Below are 15,460 nucleotides of genomic sequence, written 5' to 3'. Positions count from 1 at the left end.
GAGGCGGCGCACATAATCCAGTATTCACGACGATAATTATTGCAATTGCTGTTGCCTTTCAGCGTGACGATTCCAGACCAGCGCTCCGCCGACGAACAGCGCAACGCCCGCCAGACCCAGCGCGGGCTCCAGCCGGTGGGTAAGCCAGGTTGATAACGCCGAGGTCATCGGGCCAATCAATTGACCAATCGCATACCCGGTGGTGAGCAGGCCTGCCATATAGCGCGTATGGTTTGGCGCCAGCTCGCGGCCGTATAAAAGAGAGAGCTGCACGGCACACAAAAAACCGCCGCCCACCAGCAGCCCGCCCGTCAGCAAACCGCCAATCCCCGGCAGCAGCCAGGCCGCCAGCACGCCAGCCCCCTGTAACCACAGCACGATAGCCAGCCTGCGGTTCGCCGTTGAGGTGTGGCGTAAAAGAATACTGAGCGCAATGCCCACCACGGCGGCGATACCAAAAATCGGCCAGACAAACTGGGCGAACAGGCTGCCGGGAAAACGCACCGCAGCCATTTGCGACAGAAATGTCGCCGGGAGGATATAGCCAAACCCGGCCAGGCTGTAGCTCCAGACCAGGCGCTTTAAATCCGCCGTCAGCACCAGCGGCTCCGGCGCGGTGCCGGGGCGATGGAGCTGCCCGGATCGCGGCAGGTAGCGCGCCACCAGCGCAATCAGCACCAGCGCCAGCACGCCGTAGATTTGCCATGCCGCCCCGGCCGAAAGGGATTTCGCCTGGATATAGACGGCGAGCAGCCCGCTCAGGGCAATGCCCGCCCCTGGCCCGGCAAACACGGCGGCGCTCAGGCCCGGTTTACCCAGCTGCCCCAGCCGTTCGTTGGTCCAGGCGGCAATGAGTACCATCGACCAGCCGCTCATGCAGCCAATCACGAAGCGCAGCAGGCCGTGCACGACGGCGTTATCCGCCGCCGCGGAGAGCAGCGTCAGCGCAACCGCGCCGGTGATGCCAAGCCAGAGGCGCGTTTCCACAAAGCGGTGCGCGCGCATGGCATCCCATGCGCCCACCAGATAGCCCAGATAATTCATCGCCGCCACCAGACCCGCGCTGGTCAGCGTAAGCTGCCCGGCAGCAATCATGAGCGGCACCTGAGGCGTAAAGGCAAAGCGCCCTATTCCCATCGCCACCACCAGAACGACAAATCCACTGAGCGCAATACGCAGCGCCATGACCGCTCCAATTGTTAAAGAAAAGTAAATTTATGATGCAGCATCTCGCCGTCTGGCGAAAGTGAAAGTTACTCACAGGTCAATGAAAAGGCTGTATTATGATTTTTATGAATACGCATTCTCATTAAGGAGCCCTGCATGGAACTGCTCGAAGAGCACCGTTGTTTTGAAGGTCGACAGCAGCGCTGGCGGCATGACTCCACCGTCCTGAACTGTGCGATGACGTTCAGCATTTTCCTGCCGCCGACGGAAAACCCGCCGGTTCTGTTCTGGCTTTCAGGCCTGACCTGCAACGACGAAAACTTCACCACCAAAGCGGGCGCGCAGCGACTTGCCGCCGAGCTGGGTATTGCGCTGGTGATGCCTGATACCAGCCCGCGTGGCGATGATGTGGCCGACGATGCAGGATACGACCTGGGTAAAGGCGCCGGGTTTTATCTCAATGCGACCGAGCAGCCGTGGGCAGGCCACTACCGCATGTATGACTACATTCGCGACGAGCTGCCCGCGCTGATTCAGTCCGGGTTTGCGGTAAGCGACCGCTGCGCCATCAGCGGACATTCTATGGGCGGTCACGGGGCGCTGATCATGGCGTTAAAAAATCCGGGAAAATACGTCAGCGTGTCGGCATTTGCGCCAATTGTGAACCCAACGCAGGTGCCGTGGGGGCAAAAAGCCTTCACGAACTATCTGGGTGAAGATGAAGCAAAATGGCAGGAATGGGACAGCTGTGCGCTGATGCTGGCCAGCAGCTCGGCAAATGCGATCCCGATGCTTGTCGATCAGGGCGATGCGGATCAGTTCCTCGCCGGACAGCTACAGCCTGCGGTGCTCGCAGAAGCGGCACGCCAGAAGGACTGGCCGCTGACGCTGCGCATCCAGCCGGGGTATGACCACAGCTATTACTTCATCGCATCCTTTATTGAGGATCATCTCCGCTTCCATGCGGAGCATTTGTTTGGGTAAGTGCGGCTACGTGCGCTCTGATGCCCTCACCCTGGCCCTCTCCCACAGGGAGAGGGAACAAATACTAAAAACGGCAACTTACGTTGCCGTTTTGCTTTTACCCTGGCCGCATCAGAACTTGTAATCCACACCGACAAAGTAGCGACGGCCATCTTCCGTATAGCTGTAATCGTCGCGGCTCAGATCTTTATCCAGCAGGTTCTGCACGCCCGCGCGCAGCTTCACGCTTTTCGTCGCCTGCCACGCGGCGCCGGTATTCCAGATGACATAGCCACCCGGCGTTGCTGCACTGCTGGTCAGCGCGCGTTTCTCACCGGTGTAGTTGCCCTGAACGTAGAACGACCAGTCCTGCGTCGCCTTCCAGTCAACGGTACCGTTGGCGGTGTGGAACGGCAGATCGGACAGCGGCTTGTTGCCGCCGTTGCTGATATCGCGACCATCGTTGTAGGTGTAGTTCAGGGTCAGTTTCCAGTCGTCCGCCAGCGGGAGTTTCAGCTCGGTCTCCACCCCGCGGATACGCGCCTTGTTAACGTTGTAGTAGCGGAAAATTGGTTCACCGTCCGCATTCAGGCCAACGTAGTTAGGGTAGCCCTGCGCCTGTTTCGCATTGGCCGTACGGCTGATGCTGATGCGATCATCCACGTTATTCTGGAAGGTGGTAACGCTGGCCTGCACGCCCTCTAACCAGCCCTCTTCCCCGCTGTAGTACAGACCGAATTCGAAGCTCTCGCTGGTTTCCGGTTTCAGATCCGGGTTACCGACAATCTCACAGGCACCGCGGCACGAGCCGGTGACCCAGTCCGGGCTCAGCTGGAGCAGTGACGGCGCTTTAAACGCGGTAGCCCAGCCCCCTTTCACCGTTACGGTATCGGTCGCGTTGTAAACCAGATAGGCTCGCGGGCTCCAGTGGTCACCGTAGGTATCATGGTCATCCATACGGATGCCGGTGGTCAGCGCCAGAGGTTCAAAGATACGCCACTCATCTTCAAGGAACAGGGCATACTGGCTTGTCGAGGTACTGCTGCTGGAACCGCCCGTCAGGTTGACCGGATCCTTCAGCTTATCGTGACGCCATTCCCCGCCGAAGGTCAGCAGCTGGTTGATTTCGCCCAGAGGCAGCACGTATTTCCCGTCCACCGCGTTGCTCTCGGAGGTGATCGGATTGCTGTTGCCCGGGTTTTTGTTATCCACCTTTTCGCCGTAAACCTTCAGCTCGCTGTTGCCGACGCCCCAACGGCCGTTGTGGCTGAGAGAATAGTTCTGACGCTCAAGGCGGTTTTTGTCGAGGGAATCCGAGTCGCGATCCTGACGGTCGAAACCGTAGCCCGCCGTAAAGTCGTGGTTTTCAGACGGTGTCCAGGCGAACTCCACATTCGCATCGCGGCTGGTGAAGCCCTCAATGCGCGGCGTTTCACCACTCGCCGTGGTAGAGGACTTCTGCTGACCGTCTTTCTCACGCTTCGCGAGGCTACCGTAGGCTTTCAGCCCCAGCAGGCCGTCCACCAGCGGACCGCTGGTATAGAACTGACCGTTGTAGGTGTCTCCACGGTCGCGGTGCTCCTGAATCGTGGAATCGGCGCTCAGGGTGCCCGTCCATTTCTGGCCGATTTTTTTGGTGATAATGTTCACCACGCCGCCCAGCGCATCGGAACCGTAAAGAGAAGACATCGGTCCGCGCACCACTTCGATTCGTTCGATGGCGTCAACCGGCACCCAGTTGAGGTCGAAATCATTATGGCGGAATACCGCGTTACGCGAGTTGACGCGCTTGCCGTCGATCAGGATCAGCGTATAGCTGCTGTCCAGTCCACGAATACTTACCCCTTTACGGTTGTCCCCTTCGCTCGTGAGCTGAACGCCCGGCACCTCCCGTAACACATCTTTCAGATTCTGAACGGGTTTGCGCTGCAAATCTTCCTGGGTAATCACGCTGATGCTTGCCGGGGCGTCTTTCAGGTTTTGCTCGGTCGCGGAGGCCGTTACAACCATTGTGTCGCCGGATTCCGCTGCGATAACAGGCAGGGCCAGGGACATTGCGGACGCACAAAGTCCTCCCCTGACGAAGGGATTCAACCTAAACATTCCATATCTCCATGAGGTAAATACAACTAAATCAAATCATCATTGCTCACAGCGTCTTCCTTGCCGCCCACATCTGCGGTGGGTCGGTGACACGCTTGTTTTTGATAACGATAAAGCAAACGATAATTATTATCAATTAAATTTTTAAGAAATATATCTTTGTATCAGAATGCGGGAATAAAAAAACCCGCTCGATTGAGCGGGTTAAAAGAGAGGAAGTGCGGTTATTGTTTAAATCGTTCCGGGAATTCCATTTCACTGTAGCGAACGAATTTTGTTCCTTTCGTCAGCTTGTAGCCAAACCAGATGACGAGGAACAGCGGAATACCAATGTAGGTCGCCGTCACGGCGCCCCAGTCAATGGTGTCCGCCAGGAACGCTTCATAGTTCTGTCCCAGCGTAATGATCAGGCACAGAATGAAGGCGAAAATAGGACCCAGCGGGAAGAAACCGGAGCGATACGGCAGCGAGTTAATATCGTGGCCCTGCTTGACGAAACCACGGCGGAAACGGTAGTGGCTAATAGCAATCCCCAGCCAGGCAATAAAGCCCGTCATCCCGGACGTGTTAAGCAGCCACAGGTACACCGTCTGGTTGCCAAACATGGAGGTCAGGAAGCACAGACCGGCAATCACCGTTGTGGCGTACAGCGCGTTACGCGGCACACCGCCACGGGACAGTTTCGCAAAGATACGCGGCGCCTTACCGTCGCATGCCAGCGTGTAGAGCATACGGGTGGACGCGTACATCCCGGAGTTACCGGCTGAAAGCACTGCGGTCAGGATAACGGCGTTCATCACCGCCGCGGCCGAAAGCAGACCGGCGTGCTGGAAGACCAGCGTGAACGGGCTGACGCTAATGTCTTTTACGTCATTACGCAGCAGGCTTGGATCGGTGTACGGGATGATCAGGCTGATAATCAGGATCGCGAACACATAGAACAGCAGGATACGCCAGAATACCTGACGGACCGCACGCGGAATATTTTTCTCCGGATTCTCTGACTCACCGGCGGCGATACCAATCAGCTCGGTCCCCTGGAAGGAGAAGCCGACAATCATCGCCACGCCAATCATCGCCGAAAGGCCACCGGCAAACGGCGCATCGCCTATCGCCCAGTTACTCCAGCCCGCAGGTTCTGCGCCTTTGAAAATACCAACGATCATCGCCACACCGACGACGATAAAGATGATGACGGTTGCCACTTTGATCAAAGAGAACCAGTATTCCGCTTCGCCGAAACCGCGCACGGAGATGTAGTTCAGCAGGAAGATGACGGCCAGGAACAGGGCGCTCCAGATCCAGCCCGGCGTATCCGGGAACCACCAGTTCATCACCAGCTGTGCGGCGACAAGGTCAACGGCGATAGTGACCGCCCAGTTGTACCAGTAGTTCCAGCCCAGCGCGAAGCCGAAGCCTTCTTCAACGTATTTTTGACCGTAGGTCGAGAACGAACCGGATACCGGCATGTACGCGGCCAGTTCGCCGAGACTGGTCATCAGGAAGTACACCATCAGGCCAATCAGGATATAAGAGAAGAGCGCCCCACCCGGGCCTGCTGCCGAAATCGTTGCGCCAGAGGCAACGAAAAGACCTGTACCGATTGAGCCGCCAATGGCGATCATCGTCAGGTGACGCGCCTTGAGTTCACGACGTAGCGTGGGCGCTTCTGTGGTTTTAATTTCTGAAACCATATGAAAATGCTGTCCATTTAATAAATGAGGCGCGATTGTAGCAGACGATCCGCGTTCCTTCCGGCAGAAATACTCAGTTATAAGAGAGCTTCATGACTCGGCCAGGATTATAAGTAAAGCATAAAAACGTGGGGTGACAGGCGCGCGTAGCCCCGGTAAGCGAAGCGCCACCGGGAAACGTTAAATGGCGCAGTAGCGCAGAAAACGCTGCAGAGAGCTGGAAAGGTGTTTCTGACGATGATGGATGCACCATAGCGTGCGCACCAGTTTCGGCAACGGAACCGGGATTTCAACCAGCGACCCCGTCTCAAGCTGTTCGGCAATGACGCGCCGGGAAAGACAGCTGATCCCCAGGCCATGACGCACCGCGTGCTTGATAGCCTCAGAGTTCCCAAGCTCCATCCCTAACTGGAAATGCGGCAGATGGGAAAGCAGCAGATAATCGACAATTTCACGCGTGCCGGAGCCCTGCTCGCGCAGGATCCACTGCGCCTGCGCCAGGCGCTCCAGCGTCACCTCGCCCTGCAATAACGACGAAGCCGGGGACGCAAACACCACCAGTTCATCTTCCAGCCAGGGCTCGGCAATGATATCGACGTTATGGCAGGGCCCTTCGATGAGGCCGATATCCACGCGGAAATCGATCACCGCGTTGATAACGTCCTGGCTATTGCCCACGCTCATCTCCAGCGGCAGGGTCGGGAAATCCCGGCGGTAGCGGGCAATCACTTCCGGCAGGATGTAGTTCCCAATGGTGCTGCTGGCGTAGACGCGGATCGCACCGTTGTCTTCGCGGAACAGCTGTTCGATTTCGATAGCCTGCTCCAGCAGCGCCAGCGCGCGTGGATAAAGAAGACGACCGTGCTCGTTGACCACTAGTCTCTTCCCTACCCGGTCGAAAAGCTGAACGCCCAGCTGCCCTTCAAGATCGGTCAACGCCGCGCTGACCGCAGACTGCGAGAGCGCCAGCATTTGTGACGCCTGGGTCGTCGAGCCGCTTTTCAGCACCTCGGCAAACACTTCCAGCTGACGCAATGTAATGTGCATTGTTGCTTACCACTTATATAGATTGATTATAAGTATATAATCAATTTTATTTTTAAGCCAGAGCGCCGTAACCTTTAGCCAGACAAAGGAGAAGGTTATGTCAGAAATCACCTTACAACATCATCGTACAGTTTGGCACTTCGTGCCGGGCCTCGCGCTTAGCGCAGCAGTGACCGCCGTAGCATTATGGGGCGGCAGCATCCCGGCTATCGCAGGCGCAGGTTTCAGCGCGTTGACGCTGGCCATTTTGCTGGGCATGGTCGTGGGAAACACCGTTTACCCGCATATCTGGAAATCCTGCGACGGCGGCGTGATCTTTGCCAAACAGCACCTGCTGCGTCTCGGGATCATCCTTTACGGCTTCCGTCTCACCTTTTCGCAGATTGCGGACGTGGGCGTGAGCGGAATTGCCATCGACGTCCTTACCCTGACCAGCACCTTTTTACTGGCCTGCTTTATCGGCCAGAAAATCTTTGGCCTGGATAAGCAAACCAGCTGGCTGATCGGTGCCGGGAGCAGTATCTGCGGGGCCGCGGCGGTGCTGGCAACAGAGCCCGTCGTTAAAGCCGAAGCCAGCAAGGTGACCGTGGCGGTGGCGACGGTGGTGATCTTCGGTACGCTGGCGATCTTCCTCTACCCGGCGATGTATCCGCTGGTTGCCCACTGGTTTAGCCCGGAAACCTACGGCATCTATATCGGTTCGACCATGCACGAAGTGGCCCAGGTGGTGGCGGCAGGACATGCCATTAACCCGGAAGCCGAAAACGCGGCGGTGATTGCCAAAATGCTGCGCGTGATGATGCTGGCACCGTTCCTGATTTTCCTCGCGGCGCGGGTTAAGCAGCTGGCACCGGCAGGCGGCAGCGAGAAAAGCAAAATCACCATTCCGTGGTTTGCGATCCTGTTTATCGTGGTAGCGATTTTCAACTCCTTCCACCTGCTGCCGAAAGCGGTGGTGGATATGCTGGTGACGCTGGATACCGTGCTGCTGGCGATGGCCATGGCGGCACTGGGGGTCACCACACACGTCAGCGCGCTGAAAAAAGCCGGTGCGAAACCGCTGCTGATGGCTCTGGTGCTCTTCATCTGGCTGATTGTCGGGGGCGGGGCGATTAACCTCGCGGTCCATAGCCTGATAGCATAAACCATCTCGTCCTTCTCCTGCTAACCCGCTATCATAAGCGTTTCGGGTTAGCAGGAGTTTTTTTATGAAATATGTTGGAGCGCACGTCAGCGCTGCAGGTGGCCTTGCGAATGCCGCCATTCGCGCCGCCGAAATCGAGGCGACCGCTTTCGCCCTGTTCACCAAAAACCAGCGCCAGTGGCGCGCCGCGCCGCTCACCGCTGACGTGATTGATGATTTCAAAGCCGCCTGTGAGAAGTACCACTACGGGCCAGGCCAGATCCTTCCCCACGACAGCTACCTGATCAACCTCGGTCACCCGGTTGAAGAAGCGCTGGAAAAATCCCGCGAGGCGTTTCTTGATGAAGTACAGCGCTGCGAACAGCTGGGGCTGACGCTGCTGAACTTCCATCCGGGCAGCCATCTGATGCAAATCGATGAAGATGCCTGCCTGGCGCGCATTGCCGAATCCATTAACATCACGCTGGACAAGACCAAAGGCGTCACCGCGGTAATAGAGAATACCGCCGGTCAGGGCAGCAATCTCGGCTTTAGGTTTGAACATCTGGCGGCGATCATCGACGGCGTGGAGGATAAATCCCGCGTTGGCGTGTGCATTGATACCTGCCACGCGTTTGCCGCCGGCTATGACCTGCGCACCACCGAGGCAACGAAAAACACGTTCGATGAGTTCGAGCGCATTGTTGGCTTTAAGTACCTGCGCGGAATGCACTTAAACGATGCGAAAAGCGCCTTTGGCAGCCGCGTTGACCGCCACGACAGCCTGGGCGAAGGCAACATTGGCCACGATGCGTTCCGCTTCATTATGCAGGACGCCCGCTTCGACGGTATTCCGATGGTGCTGGAAACCATTAATCCGGACATCTGGGCAGAAGAGATTGCCTGGCTGAAGGCACAGCAAACCGCTGAACAGGCGGCATAAAAAAAGCCGGGTGCATTATGCAACCCGGCTTTTTTGTGGTTTATCGCTTACGCTGCTTTCGCCACGACTTCCGCTTCAGGACGTTTCAACACCGCGTATGACAGACCCGCCACCAGCGTACCGGCAACGATGGCCAGCAGGTAGCCCAGCACCGGCGTAATGGCGCCAGGGATCAGCAGTACAAACAGACCGCCGTGTGGTGCCATCAGTTTTGCGCCAATCGCCATGGAGATCGCCCCGGTCACTGCACCACCCGCGATACAGCACGGCAGTACACGCATTGGGTCACGGGCCGCGAACGGAATGGCACCTTCGGTAATGAAGCACAGACCCAGCACCAGCGCGGCTTTACCGCCTTCCTGCTGCGCTTTATCGAACTTACGACGGGCAATAATCGTCGCCAGGCCGAGCGCCAGAGGAGGCACCATACCTGCCGCCATGATCGCTGCCATCGGTGCGTAGGTCTGAGTACTCAGCAGGCCAACACCAAAGGCGTACGCCGCTTTGTTCACCGGACCACCCATGTCGGTACACATCATGCCGCCGAGAATTGCGCCCAGCAGAACCGCGTTCGCGGTGCCCATGGTTTGCAGCCAGTGGGTCAGACCCGCCAGGATGCCCGCAACCGGCTTACCAATCAGGTAAATCATCGCCAGACCGACCACCAGGCTAGAAATCAGCGGGATGATCAGAATCGGTTTCAGCGCTTCCATACTCTGCGGCAGCTTGAGCTTCGAGCTGATGAGCTTCGCGACGTAACCGGCCAGGAAGCCCGCGATGATACCGCCGATAAAGCCAGAACCGGTGCTCACGGCCAGCATACCGCCGATAAGGCCCGGCGTCAGGCCAGGACGGTCAGCGATGGAGAAGGCAATAAAGCCTGCCAGAACGGGAACCATCAGTGCGAACGCGGAACCGCCGCCAATCTGCATTAACGCAGCGGCCAGCGTGCCCTGCTCTTTAAACGCGGTAATACCAAATGCGAACGAGAGGGCGATACACAGACCACCCGCAACCACCATCGGCAGCATGTAAGACACACCGGTCAACAGATGGCGATAGGCGCCTGCAGACTCTTTCTTACCTTCCGTCGCGGTTTGACGCGCGCCGGTTGCCTGATACGGCTTCGCTTCCACCAGCGCTTTATCAAACTCCTGCGCGGTCTTTTTCAGCGCCAGGCCGGTAGACGTGCGGTACATTGGCTTACCGGCAAATTTCGCCAGGTCCACTTCGATATCCGCCGCCACAATCACCAGATCGGCCTCAGCCACTTCTTCAGGGGTGATAGCGTTGCCGGCACCGACGGAGCCGCGCGTTTCAACTTTAACCCACCAGCCGCGTTTTTTCGCTTCGGTTTCAATGGCCTCAGCTGCCATAAAGGTGTGAGCCACGCCCGTCGGGCAGGCCGTCACCGCAACAACGCGTTTCGGACCCGCAGCCGGTGCCGTCGCGACAGGCGCGCTGTAGACAGACGCGTGCCCTTTCGCTTCGCTCAGGAACAGTTCCGGATGTGCCACCGCGCGATTAATATCGCCCAGCCACACTTTTTTGCCGTTCAGCGCACTGTCAGCCGGGATGTTGTCGCCCAGGACAATGGCCAGTTCGGCATCGCCCGGGTTATCAATGATCTCGAGATGTGCTTTGTTCGCCGCCGCTCCCAGCAAGGTCTTCGCCATATAGGCGCGAGCCTGTCCGAGACCGGAGTCAATGATCAGCAGCGTTTTCATTATTCCTCTCCTGCTGTTAGTTAAAAGGTTTTAAGTCAACGCGCGCCATCATCGCGGCTAACTGGGTACGATCGGTAATACCGACATTGCTCTGGCTTACGGCCAGGGCAGCAACGGCAGTGGCAAGACGTAAAGTATGTTCACTGGATTCACGCATCAGCAGACCATAAATCAGGCCGCCAACCATCGAATCCCCTGCGCCAACGGTGCTGACAACGTCAACCGACGGCGGTTTGGCGATCCATTCGCCAGAAGCGTTAACCCACAACGCTCCTTCTGCACCAAGCGAGATAACCACGTGAGCGATACCCTGCTCGCGCAGCGCATGGGCAGCGTCAATCACATCTTTTAATTCCGGCAGCTTACGACCCGCCCAGATCTCCAGCTCGCGGCGATTCGGCTTCACCAGCCACGGCGAAGCTTTCAGACCGGCAACCAGCGCGTCGCGGCTGCTGTCAAAAATAATGCACGGGCACTGGCTGCGCAGACGCGTCATCCAGTCGGTAAACGCTTCCGGGCTCACGCCGGACGGCAGGCTGCCGCTGACGCAGACCATGTCAAACTGACCAAGCCAGGTCAGAGAGTCGTTAACAAAACGCTCCCAGTCAGACGGCGTCACTTCGAAGCCAGAAAAATTCAGATCGGTCACTTCACCGTCTTTCTCCGTCAGCTTGACGTTGATGCGGGTACGGCCCTGAACAACCTGAAAACGGTTGGCAATGCCCAGCTCGCTGAACAGCTGCTGGAAACCATCCTGGTTATCTTTACCGAGGAATCCCCCCACGGTGACGTCGATACCGAGATCCTTGAGCACTTTCGCGACGTTAATCCCTTTACCCGCAGCATGCAGGCCAGTGGTACGCACGAGGTTGACTTCGCCGCGCTCAATTTCCGGGCAAAATCCTACCAGGTCATAAGCCGGGTTCAGCGTAATAGTCGCAACACGTCTGCTCATTATGCGCCCTCCCCCAGACCCGCCGCGATGGCGTCGCCAATCGCTTTCAGCGCCTGTTCAGCATCGGCACCCTGTGCGGTGAAACGCAGACGATGTCCTTTCTTCACGCCCAGCGCGACAACTTTCATCAGACTACGGCCGTTGGCCGGTTTGCCCGTGCCATCAAGATTCGCCACGGTGATCTCACTCTCGAATTGTTTAATGGTATTCACCAGCATGGTGCCCGGACGGGCATGCAGGCCGTGCTCGTTGCGTACCACGAACTCCGCGGTCTGCACGTCTTCGATCGGCGCATCATCACTGGTCAGCAGTGCCAGCACGGTGGAGGCATCAGCGTTCAGCAGTTTTTCAGCTTTGTTGTTCAGCAGCAGATCGCCAAGACGCTTCAGCACGGAAACCGGCTGCTCATCGTTCATTGCCACGGTCACCAGCATGGCCGCGCGCTCGCCTTCTACGTCAAACGCATTGGCCGCGCGGCTCACGGCGATAGCGCTGCGCAGGTTGCCTTCAGCACTGTCGTTCAGCCAGATACCCTGACCCAGGTTCAACGGCTTATCGTTAATCACGCGCGTCACAAACGTGGCATCCGCCGCGCCGGCTTCTTTCAGACGACCCGCGTTCAGCGCCTGCAGCGTTACCAGATCGGAGGCAACCACGTCCAGCGTCAGCGTTTCGTTATCCAGCTTCAGCGCTTCGCTCTGTTTTTCGCCCATCAGCAGGGCGCGCAGCTCTTCAGCTGTGGTCGCGGACTTCAGCTGTTCAGCCACATCGTCATCGCTCAGGACATGCGTCAGCTGACGCAGCAGGCCTAAGTGTTCGTCGCTGCTGGCCGCGATACCGATAGCCACATACGCCACCTGACCGTCGCCCCAGAGCACGCCCTGCGGGAACTGATAAACCTGAACGCCGGTTTTCAGCACCTGATCGCGGGTGTCGGTTGTGCCGTGCGGAATGGCAATGCCATTGCCGAGGAAGGTTGAGGTCTGCTGCTCGCGGGCCAGCATGCCGTTTACATAGCCGTCCGCGACGTTACCCGCCTGCACAAGCGCAGCGGCAACCTGGCGAATAGCCTCTTCTTTATCCCCGGCCTGAGCGCCCGGGTGGATATCCTGAACAGATAACTGGAACATGGTTCTCCACTCCTGCTGAACTTGAATCGTTTCAGCTTTAATGAGAAAAAATGCGCTAGCCTGCTCCGTTTGTTAAAACAAGATAGCGCTGAAACGTTTCAAAAAGTCTTGCGCTTTCTGCAATGTCTTGCAAGTAAACTCGTATTTGCGATATCAGAATTTAGAGATACAGCACATTTCTTCTTCGTTCAGCTGAATTTTGCTGAAGTTCAGCAAGACAGTTTCAGCTAAGGTCAGCCGGGTGGGACGGAAGTTGAAATGCCATTTTGATTTTTCGTGGCATCATTGACCGCACCCACTGTTTATTTTTTAGCTGACGGCGTAAACTCCGCCCCTCTCTGCTACTCGCTAATTATAAAACATGCATAACACCCCTGCGGCCGTCTCGCCGAAGCCCTTTGATTTGACCTCAGCGGCATTCCTGGTTGTTGCCTTCTTCACGGGCATTGCCGGTGCGTTACAGACGCCAACATTGAGCCTATTTCTGACAAATGAGGTTCACGTCCGTCCGGCAATGGTCGGCTTCTTTTTTACCGGAAGCGCCATCATCGGCATCCTGGTCAGCCAGTTTCTGGCGGGACGATCCGACAGAAAAGGCGATCGTAAAAGCCTGATCGTTTTCTGCTGTCTGCTCGGGGTCATGGCCTGCGTTCTGTTTGCATGGAACCGCAACTATTTCATTCTGCTCTTCGTCGGGGTATTCCTGAGCAGCTTTGGCTCAACGGCGAACCCTCAGCTGTTCGCCCTTGCCCGCGAACACGCGGACCATACCGGACGTGAAGCGGTGATGTTCAGCTCTGTCCTGCGTGCTCAGGTGTCGCTGGCATGGGTGATTGGCCCGCCGCTAGCCTACGCGCTGGCGATGGGTTTTGGCTTTACGGTGATGTACCTGAGCGCGGCCGTCGCGTTTGTGGTGTGCGGCGCGCTGGTGTGGTTCTTCCTGCCGTCCATGCGCAAAGAGCCAAAAGTAGCAACGGGCGTGCTGGAAGCGCCGCGACGCAACCGCCGCGATGCCCTGCTCCTGTTTGTTATCTGCACGCTGATGTGGGGCACCAACAGCCTGTATATCGTCAATATGCCGCTGTTTATTATTGATGAACTGCACCTGTCGGAGAAGCTGGCGGGCATCATGATGGGCACCGCGGCCGGGCTTGAGATCCCGACGATGCTCATTGCGGGCTATTACGCAAAGCGCTTCGGAAAGCGTTTTTTAATGCGCATCGCCGCCATCGCCGGTCTGCTGTTTTATATCGGTATGCTGACGGTACATACGCCGGGGCTGTTGCTGGCTTTACAGCTGCTGAACGCCATTTATATAGGCATTCTCGCCGGGATAGGGATGCTCTATTTCCAGGATCTGATGCCGGGCCAGGCAGGCTCTGCCACCACCCTTTATACTAATACCACCCGCGTGGGCTGGATTATCGCGGGCTCAATGGCCGGTGTCGTTGCCGAAATCTGGAACTATCACACGGTGTTCTGGATTGCGCTGGTGATGTGCACGCTGACGATCGGCTGTCTGGCGAGGATTAAAGACGTTTAGGGCGCGGTGAGCGCTTCCAGCTCAAGAAGGTACGTCATCGCCTGCCCTCGCGTGCTGCCACACATTTCGGCCGTGGGCTGAAGCCCGGAGCAGACTTTCGGGCGCAGCGGTGAGCCAAAGATCATGCACAGGTTCGTTTCCGAGAGCTGAACGCAGCGGGTATTGGCAGGCTTGCCCTCCGGCATTCCTGGAATGGGGCTTGAAATGGACGGTGCAGTACAGCACGCGCCACAATCGGGACGACAATCCATAAATGCTCTCTTTCGCTGACGATCGCCCGCGCAGTCGGGCATCGCGCGCACAGTAACACCTTTTGCGTATTGATAGCAAAAGCCACGAATTCCTCTTGCCTGAAAGGCCGCGCGCGAGTAATTTGGCGCGATATTTTTTACCTCCCGTAAACAGGATTACTGCAATGCCAAGAGCGAACGAAATTAAGAAAGGTATGGTGCTGAATTACAACGGCAAACTGCTGATTGTGAAAGATATCGACATTCAGGCACCCAGCGCCCGTGGTGCAGCAACGCTGTACAAAATGCGTTTCGCCGATGTGCGTACCGGCCTGAAGGTGGAAGAGCGCTTTAAAGGTGACGATATCGTCGATACCGTGACCCTGACCCGTCGCTACGTTGATTTCTCCTACATCGACGGCAACGAATACGTGTTCATGGACAAAGAAGATTACACCCCGTACATCTTCACCAAAGATCAGATTGAAGAAGAGCTGCTGTTCATTCCTGAAGGCGGCATGCCTGATATGCAGGTCCTGACCTGGGACGGCGTGCTGCTGGCGCTGGAGCTGCCTCAGACCGTCGATCTGGAAATCGTGGAAACCGCACCCGGCATCAAAGGCGCATCCGCAAGTGCGCGCAACAAACCGGCTACCCTGACCACCGGCCTGGTTGTGCAGGTGCCGGAATACCTCTCCGCTGGCGAGAAGATCCGCATCCATATCGAAGAAAAACGCTATATGGGTCGCGCCGACTGATTGCGGTGTTTGTCGGGTGGCGGCTTAGCCTTGCCCGACCGACAAAAACACAAAAACCGGCTCTCAGGCCGGTTTTT

At 57.2% G+C, this 15,460-nt stretch carries 13 protein-coding genes; 5 read left to right on the top strand and 8 right to left on the bottom strand.

Annotated features, from left to right (window positions below; genetic code table 11):
- Positions 1-36: 36 nt before the first annotated feature.
- Positions 37-1,185, bottom strand: coding sequence for a YbfB/YjiJ family MFS transporter (locus tag AC27FC_RS00765; RefSeq protein WP_039263162.1), 1,149 nt, complete (start codon positions 1,183-1,185; stop codon positions 37-39).
- Positions 1,186-1,323: 138 nt separating this feature from the next.
- Between AC27FC_RS00765 and fghA the strand changes: the two genes are divergently transcribed.
- Positions 1,324-2,151 (top strand): S-formylglutathione hydrolase, encoded by an 828-nt coding sequence (gene fghA / locus AC27FC_RS00760; protein ID WP_033146032.1) that lies wholly within the window; start codon positions 1,324-1,326, stop codon positions 2,149-2,151.
- 111 nt (positions 2,152-2,262) lie between these two features.
- Here fghA and cirA read toward each other — a convergent pair whose 3' ends face one another.
- From cirA to yieE, 3 genes are all read right to left on the bottom strand, one after another.
- Positions 2,263-4,233 (bottom strand): catecholate siderophore receptor CirA, encoded by a 1,971-nt coding sequence (cirA, locus tag AC27FC_RS00755; RefSeq protein WP_039263164.1) that lies wholly within the window; start codon positions 4,231-4,233, stop codon positions 2,263-2,265.
- A 224-nt stretch (positions 4,234-4,457) separates the two neighbouring features.
- Entirely contained in the window at positions 4,458-5,927 is a 1,470-nt protein-coding gene (locus tag AC27FC_RS00750; protein WP_023336352.1) for an amino acid permease, read from the bottom strand.
- A gap of 180 nt (positions 5,928-6,107) precedes the next feature.
- On the bottom strand, positions 6,108-6,974 hold the full coding sequence (gene yieE / locus AC27FC_RS00745) for a DNA-binding transcriptional regulator YeiE (RefSeq protein ID WP_023312476.1): 867 nt from the start codon (positions 6,972-6,974) through the stop codon (positions 6,108-6,110).
- 97 nt (positions 6,975-7,071) lie between these two features.
- Here yieE and AC27FC_RS00740 point away from each other — a divergent pair, with 97 nt between their 5' ends.
- The gene (locus tag AC27FC_RS00740; RefSeq protein WP_196354918.1) at positions 7,072-8,118 is read left to right on the top strand and encodes a YeiH family protein; all 1,047 of its coding nucleotides are present in this window, start codon (positions 7,072-7,074) and stop codon (positions 8,116-8,118) included.
- A gap of 64 nt (positions 8,119-8,182) precedes the next feature.
- Positions 8,183-9,040, top strand: coding sequence for a deoxyribonuclease IV (gene nfo, locus AC27FC_RS00735; RefSeq protein ID WP_196354919.1), 858 nt, complete (start codon positions 8,183-8,185; stop codon positions 9,038-9,040).
- Positions 9,041-9,087: 47 nt separating this feature from the next.
- Here nfo and fruA read toward each other — a convergent pair whose 3' ends face one another.
- Genes fruA through fruB form a run of 3 tightly spaced genes read right to left on the bottom strand, consistent with a single transcriptional unit; the run spans position 9,088 to position 12,852 of the window.
- Positions 9,088-10,767, bottom strand: coding sequence for a PTS fructose transporter subunit IIBC (gene fruA, locus AC27FC_RS00730; protein ID WP_196354920.1), 1,680 nt, complete (start codon positions 10,765-10,767; stop codon positions 9,088-9,090).
- A 16-nt stretch (positions 10,768-10,783) separates the two neighbouring features.
- Positions 10,784-11,722 carry a 1-phosphofructokinase gene (fruK, locus tag AC27FC_RS00725; protein WP_014170919.1) on the bottom strand — a complete coding sequence of 313 codons (939 nt, stop codon included), beginning with the start codon at positions 11,720-11,722 and terminating at the stop codon, positions 10,784-10,786.
- Positions 11,722-12,852: a fused PTS fructose transporter subunit IIA/HPr protein gene (gene fruB, locus AC27FC_RS00720; RefSeq protein WP_182071298.1), complete on the bottom strand. Its 1,131-nt coding sequence runs from the start codon at positions 12,850-12,852 to the stop codon at positions 11,722-11,724. The genes fruK and fruB overlap by 1 nt, the downstream gene beginning before the upstream one ends.
- Before the next feature lie 361 nt (positions 12,853-13,213).
- On the opposite strand from fruB, the gene setB reads away from it, so the two are divergent.
- Complete coding sequence (setB, locus tag AC27FC_RS00715) at positions 13,214-14,395, top strand: sugar efflux transporter SetB (protein WP_196354921.1); 1,182 nt, start codon at positions 13,214-13,216, stop codon at positions 14,393-14,395.
- On the opposite strand, the gene AC27FC_RS00710 is transcribed toward setB, so the two are convergent.
- Positions 14,392-14,646: a YkgJ family cysteine cluster protein gene (locus AC27FC_RS00710; protein ID WP_023312483.1), complete on the bottom strand. Its 255-nt coding sequence runs from the start codon at positions 14,644-14,646 to the stop codon at positions 14,392-14,394. The genes setB and AC27FC_RS00710 overlap by 4 nt on opposite strands.
- A 164-nt stretch (positions 14,647-14,810) precedes the next feature.
- Here AC27FC_RS00710 and yeiP point away from each other — a divergent pair, with 164 nt between their 5' ends.
- Complete coding sequence (gene yeiP / locus AC27FC_RS00705) at positions 14,811-15,383, top strand: elongation factor P-like protein YeiP (protein WP_008500940.1); 573 nt, start codon at positions 14,811-14,813, stop codon at positions 15,381-15,383.
- Positions 15,384-15,460: the final 77 nt, after the last annotated feature.

The organism is Enterobacter sp. C3_dUdeg, assembly GCF_057536195.1.
This window is presented reverse-complemented; position numbering and strand designations above follow the sequence as displayed.

Bases quoted from the DNA above. Each gene is read 5' to 3' on its own strand.
- AC27FC_RS00765 (WP_039263162.1), bottom strand. From the start codon at position 1,185: ATGGCGCTGCGTATTGCGCTCAGTGGATTTGTCGTTCTGGTGGTGGCG.
- fghA (WP_033146032.1), top strand. From the start codon at position 1,324: ATGGAACTGCTCGAAGAGCACCGTTGTTTTGAAGGTCGACAGCAGCGC.
- cirA (WP_039263164.1), bottom strand. From the start codon at position 4,233: ATGTTTAGGTTGAATCCCTTCGTCAGGGGAGGACTTTGTGCGTCCGCA.
- AC27FC_RS00750 (WP_023336352.1), bottom strand. From the start codon at position 5,927: ATGGTTTCAGAAATTAAAACCACAGAAGCGCCCACGCTACGTCGTGAA.
- yieE (WP_023312476.1), bottom strand. From the start codon at position 6,974: ATGCACATTACATTGCGTCAGCTGGAAGTGTTTGCCGAGGTGCTGAAA.
- AC27FC_RS00740 (WP_196354918.1), top strand. From the start codon at position 7,072: ATGTCAGAAATCACCTTACAACATCATCGTACAGTTTGGCACTTCGTG.
- nfo (WP_196354919.1), top strand. From the start codon at position 8,183: ATGAAATATGTTGGAGCGCACGTCAGCGCTGCAGGTGGCCTTGCGAAT.
- fruA (WP_196354920.1), bottom strand. From the start codon at position 10,767: ATGAAAACGCTGCTGATCATTGACTCCGGTCTCGGACAGGCTCGCGCC.
- fruK (WP_014170919.1), bottom strand. From the start codon at position 11,722: ATGAGCAGACGTGTTGCGACTATTACGCTGAACCCGGCTTATGACCTG.
- fruB (WP_182071298.1), bottom strand. From the start codon at position 12,852: ATGTTCCAGTTATCTGTTCAGGATATCCACCCGGGCGCTCAGGCCGGG.
- setB (WP_196354921.1), top strand. From the start codon at position 13,214: ATGCATAACACCCCTGCGGCCGTCTCGCCGAAGCCCTTTGATTTGACC.
- AC27FC_RS00710 (WP_023312483.1), bottom strand. From the start codon at position 14,646: ATGGATTGTCGTCCCGATTGTGGCGCGTGCTGTACTGCACCGTCCATT.
- yeiP (WP_008500940.1), top strand. From the start codon at position 14,811: ATGCCAAGAGCGAACGAAATTAAGAAAGGTATGGTGCTGAATTACAAC.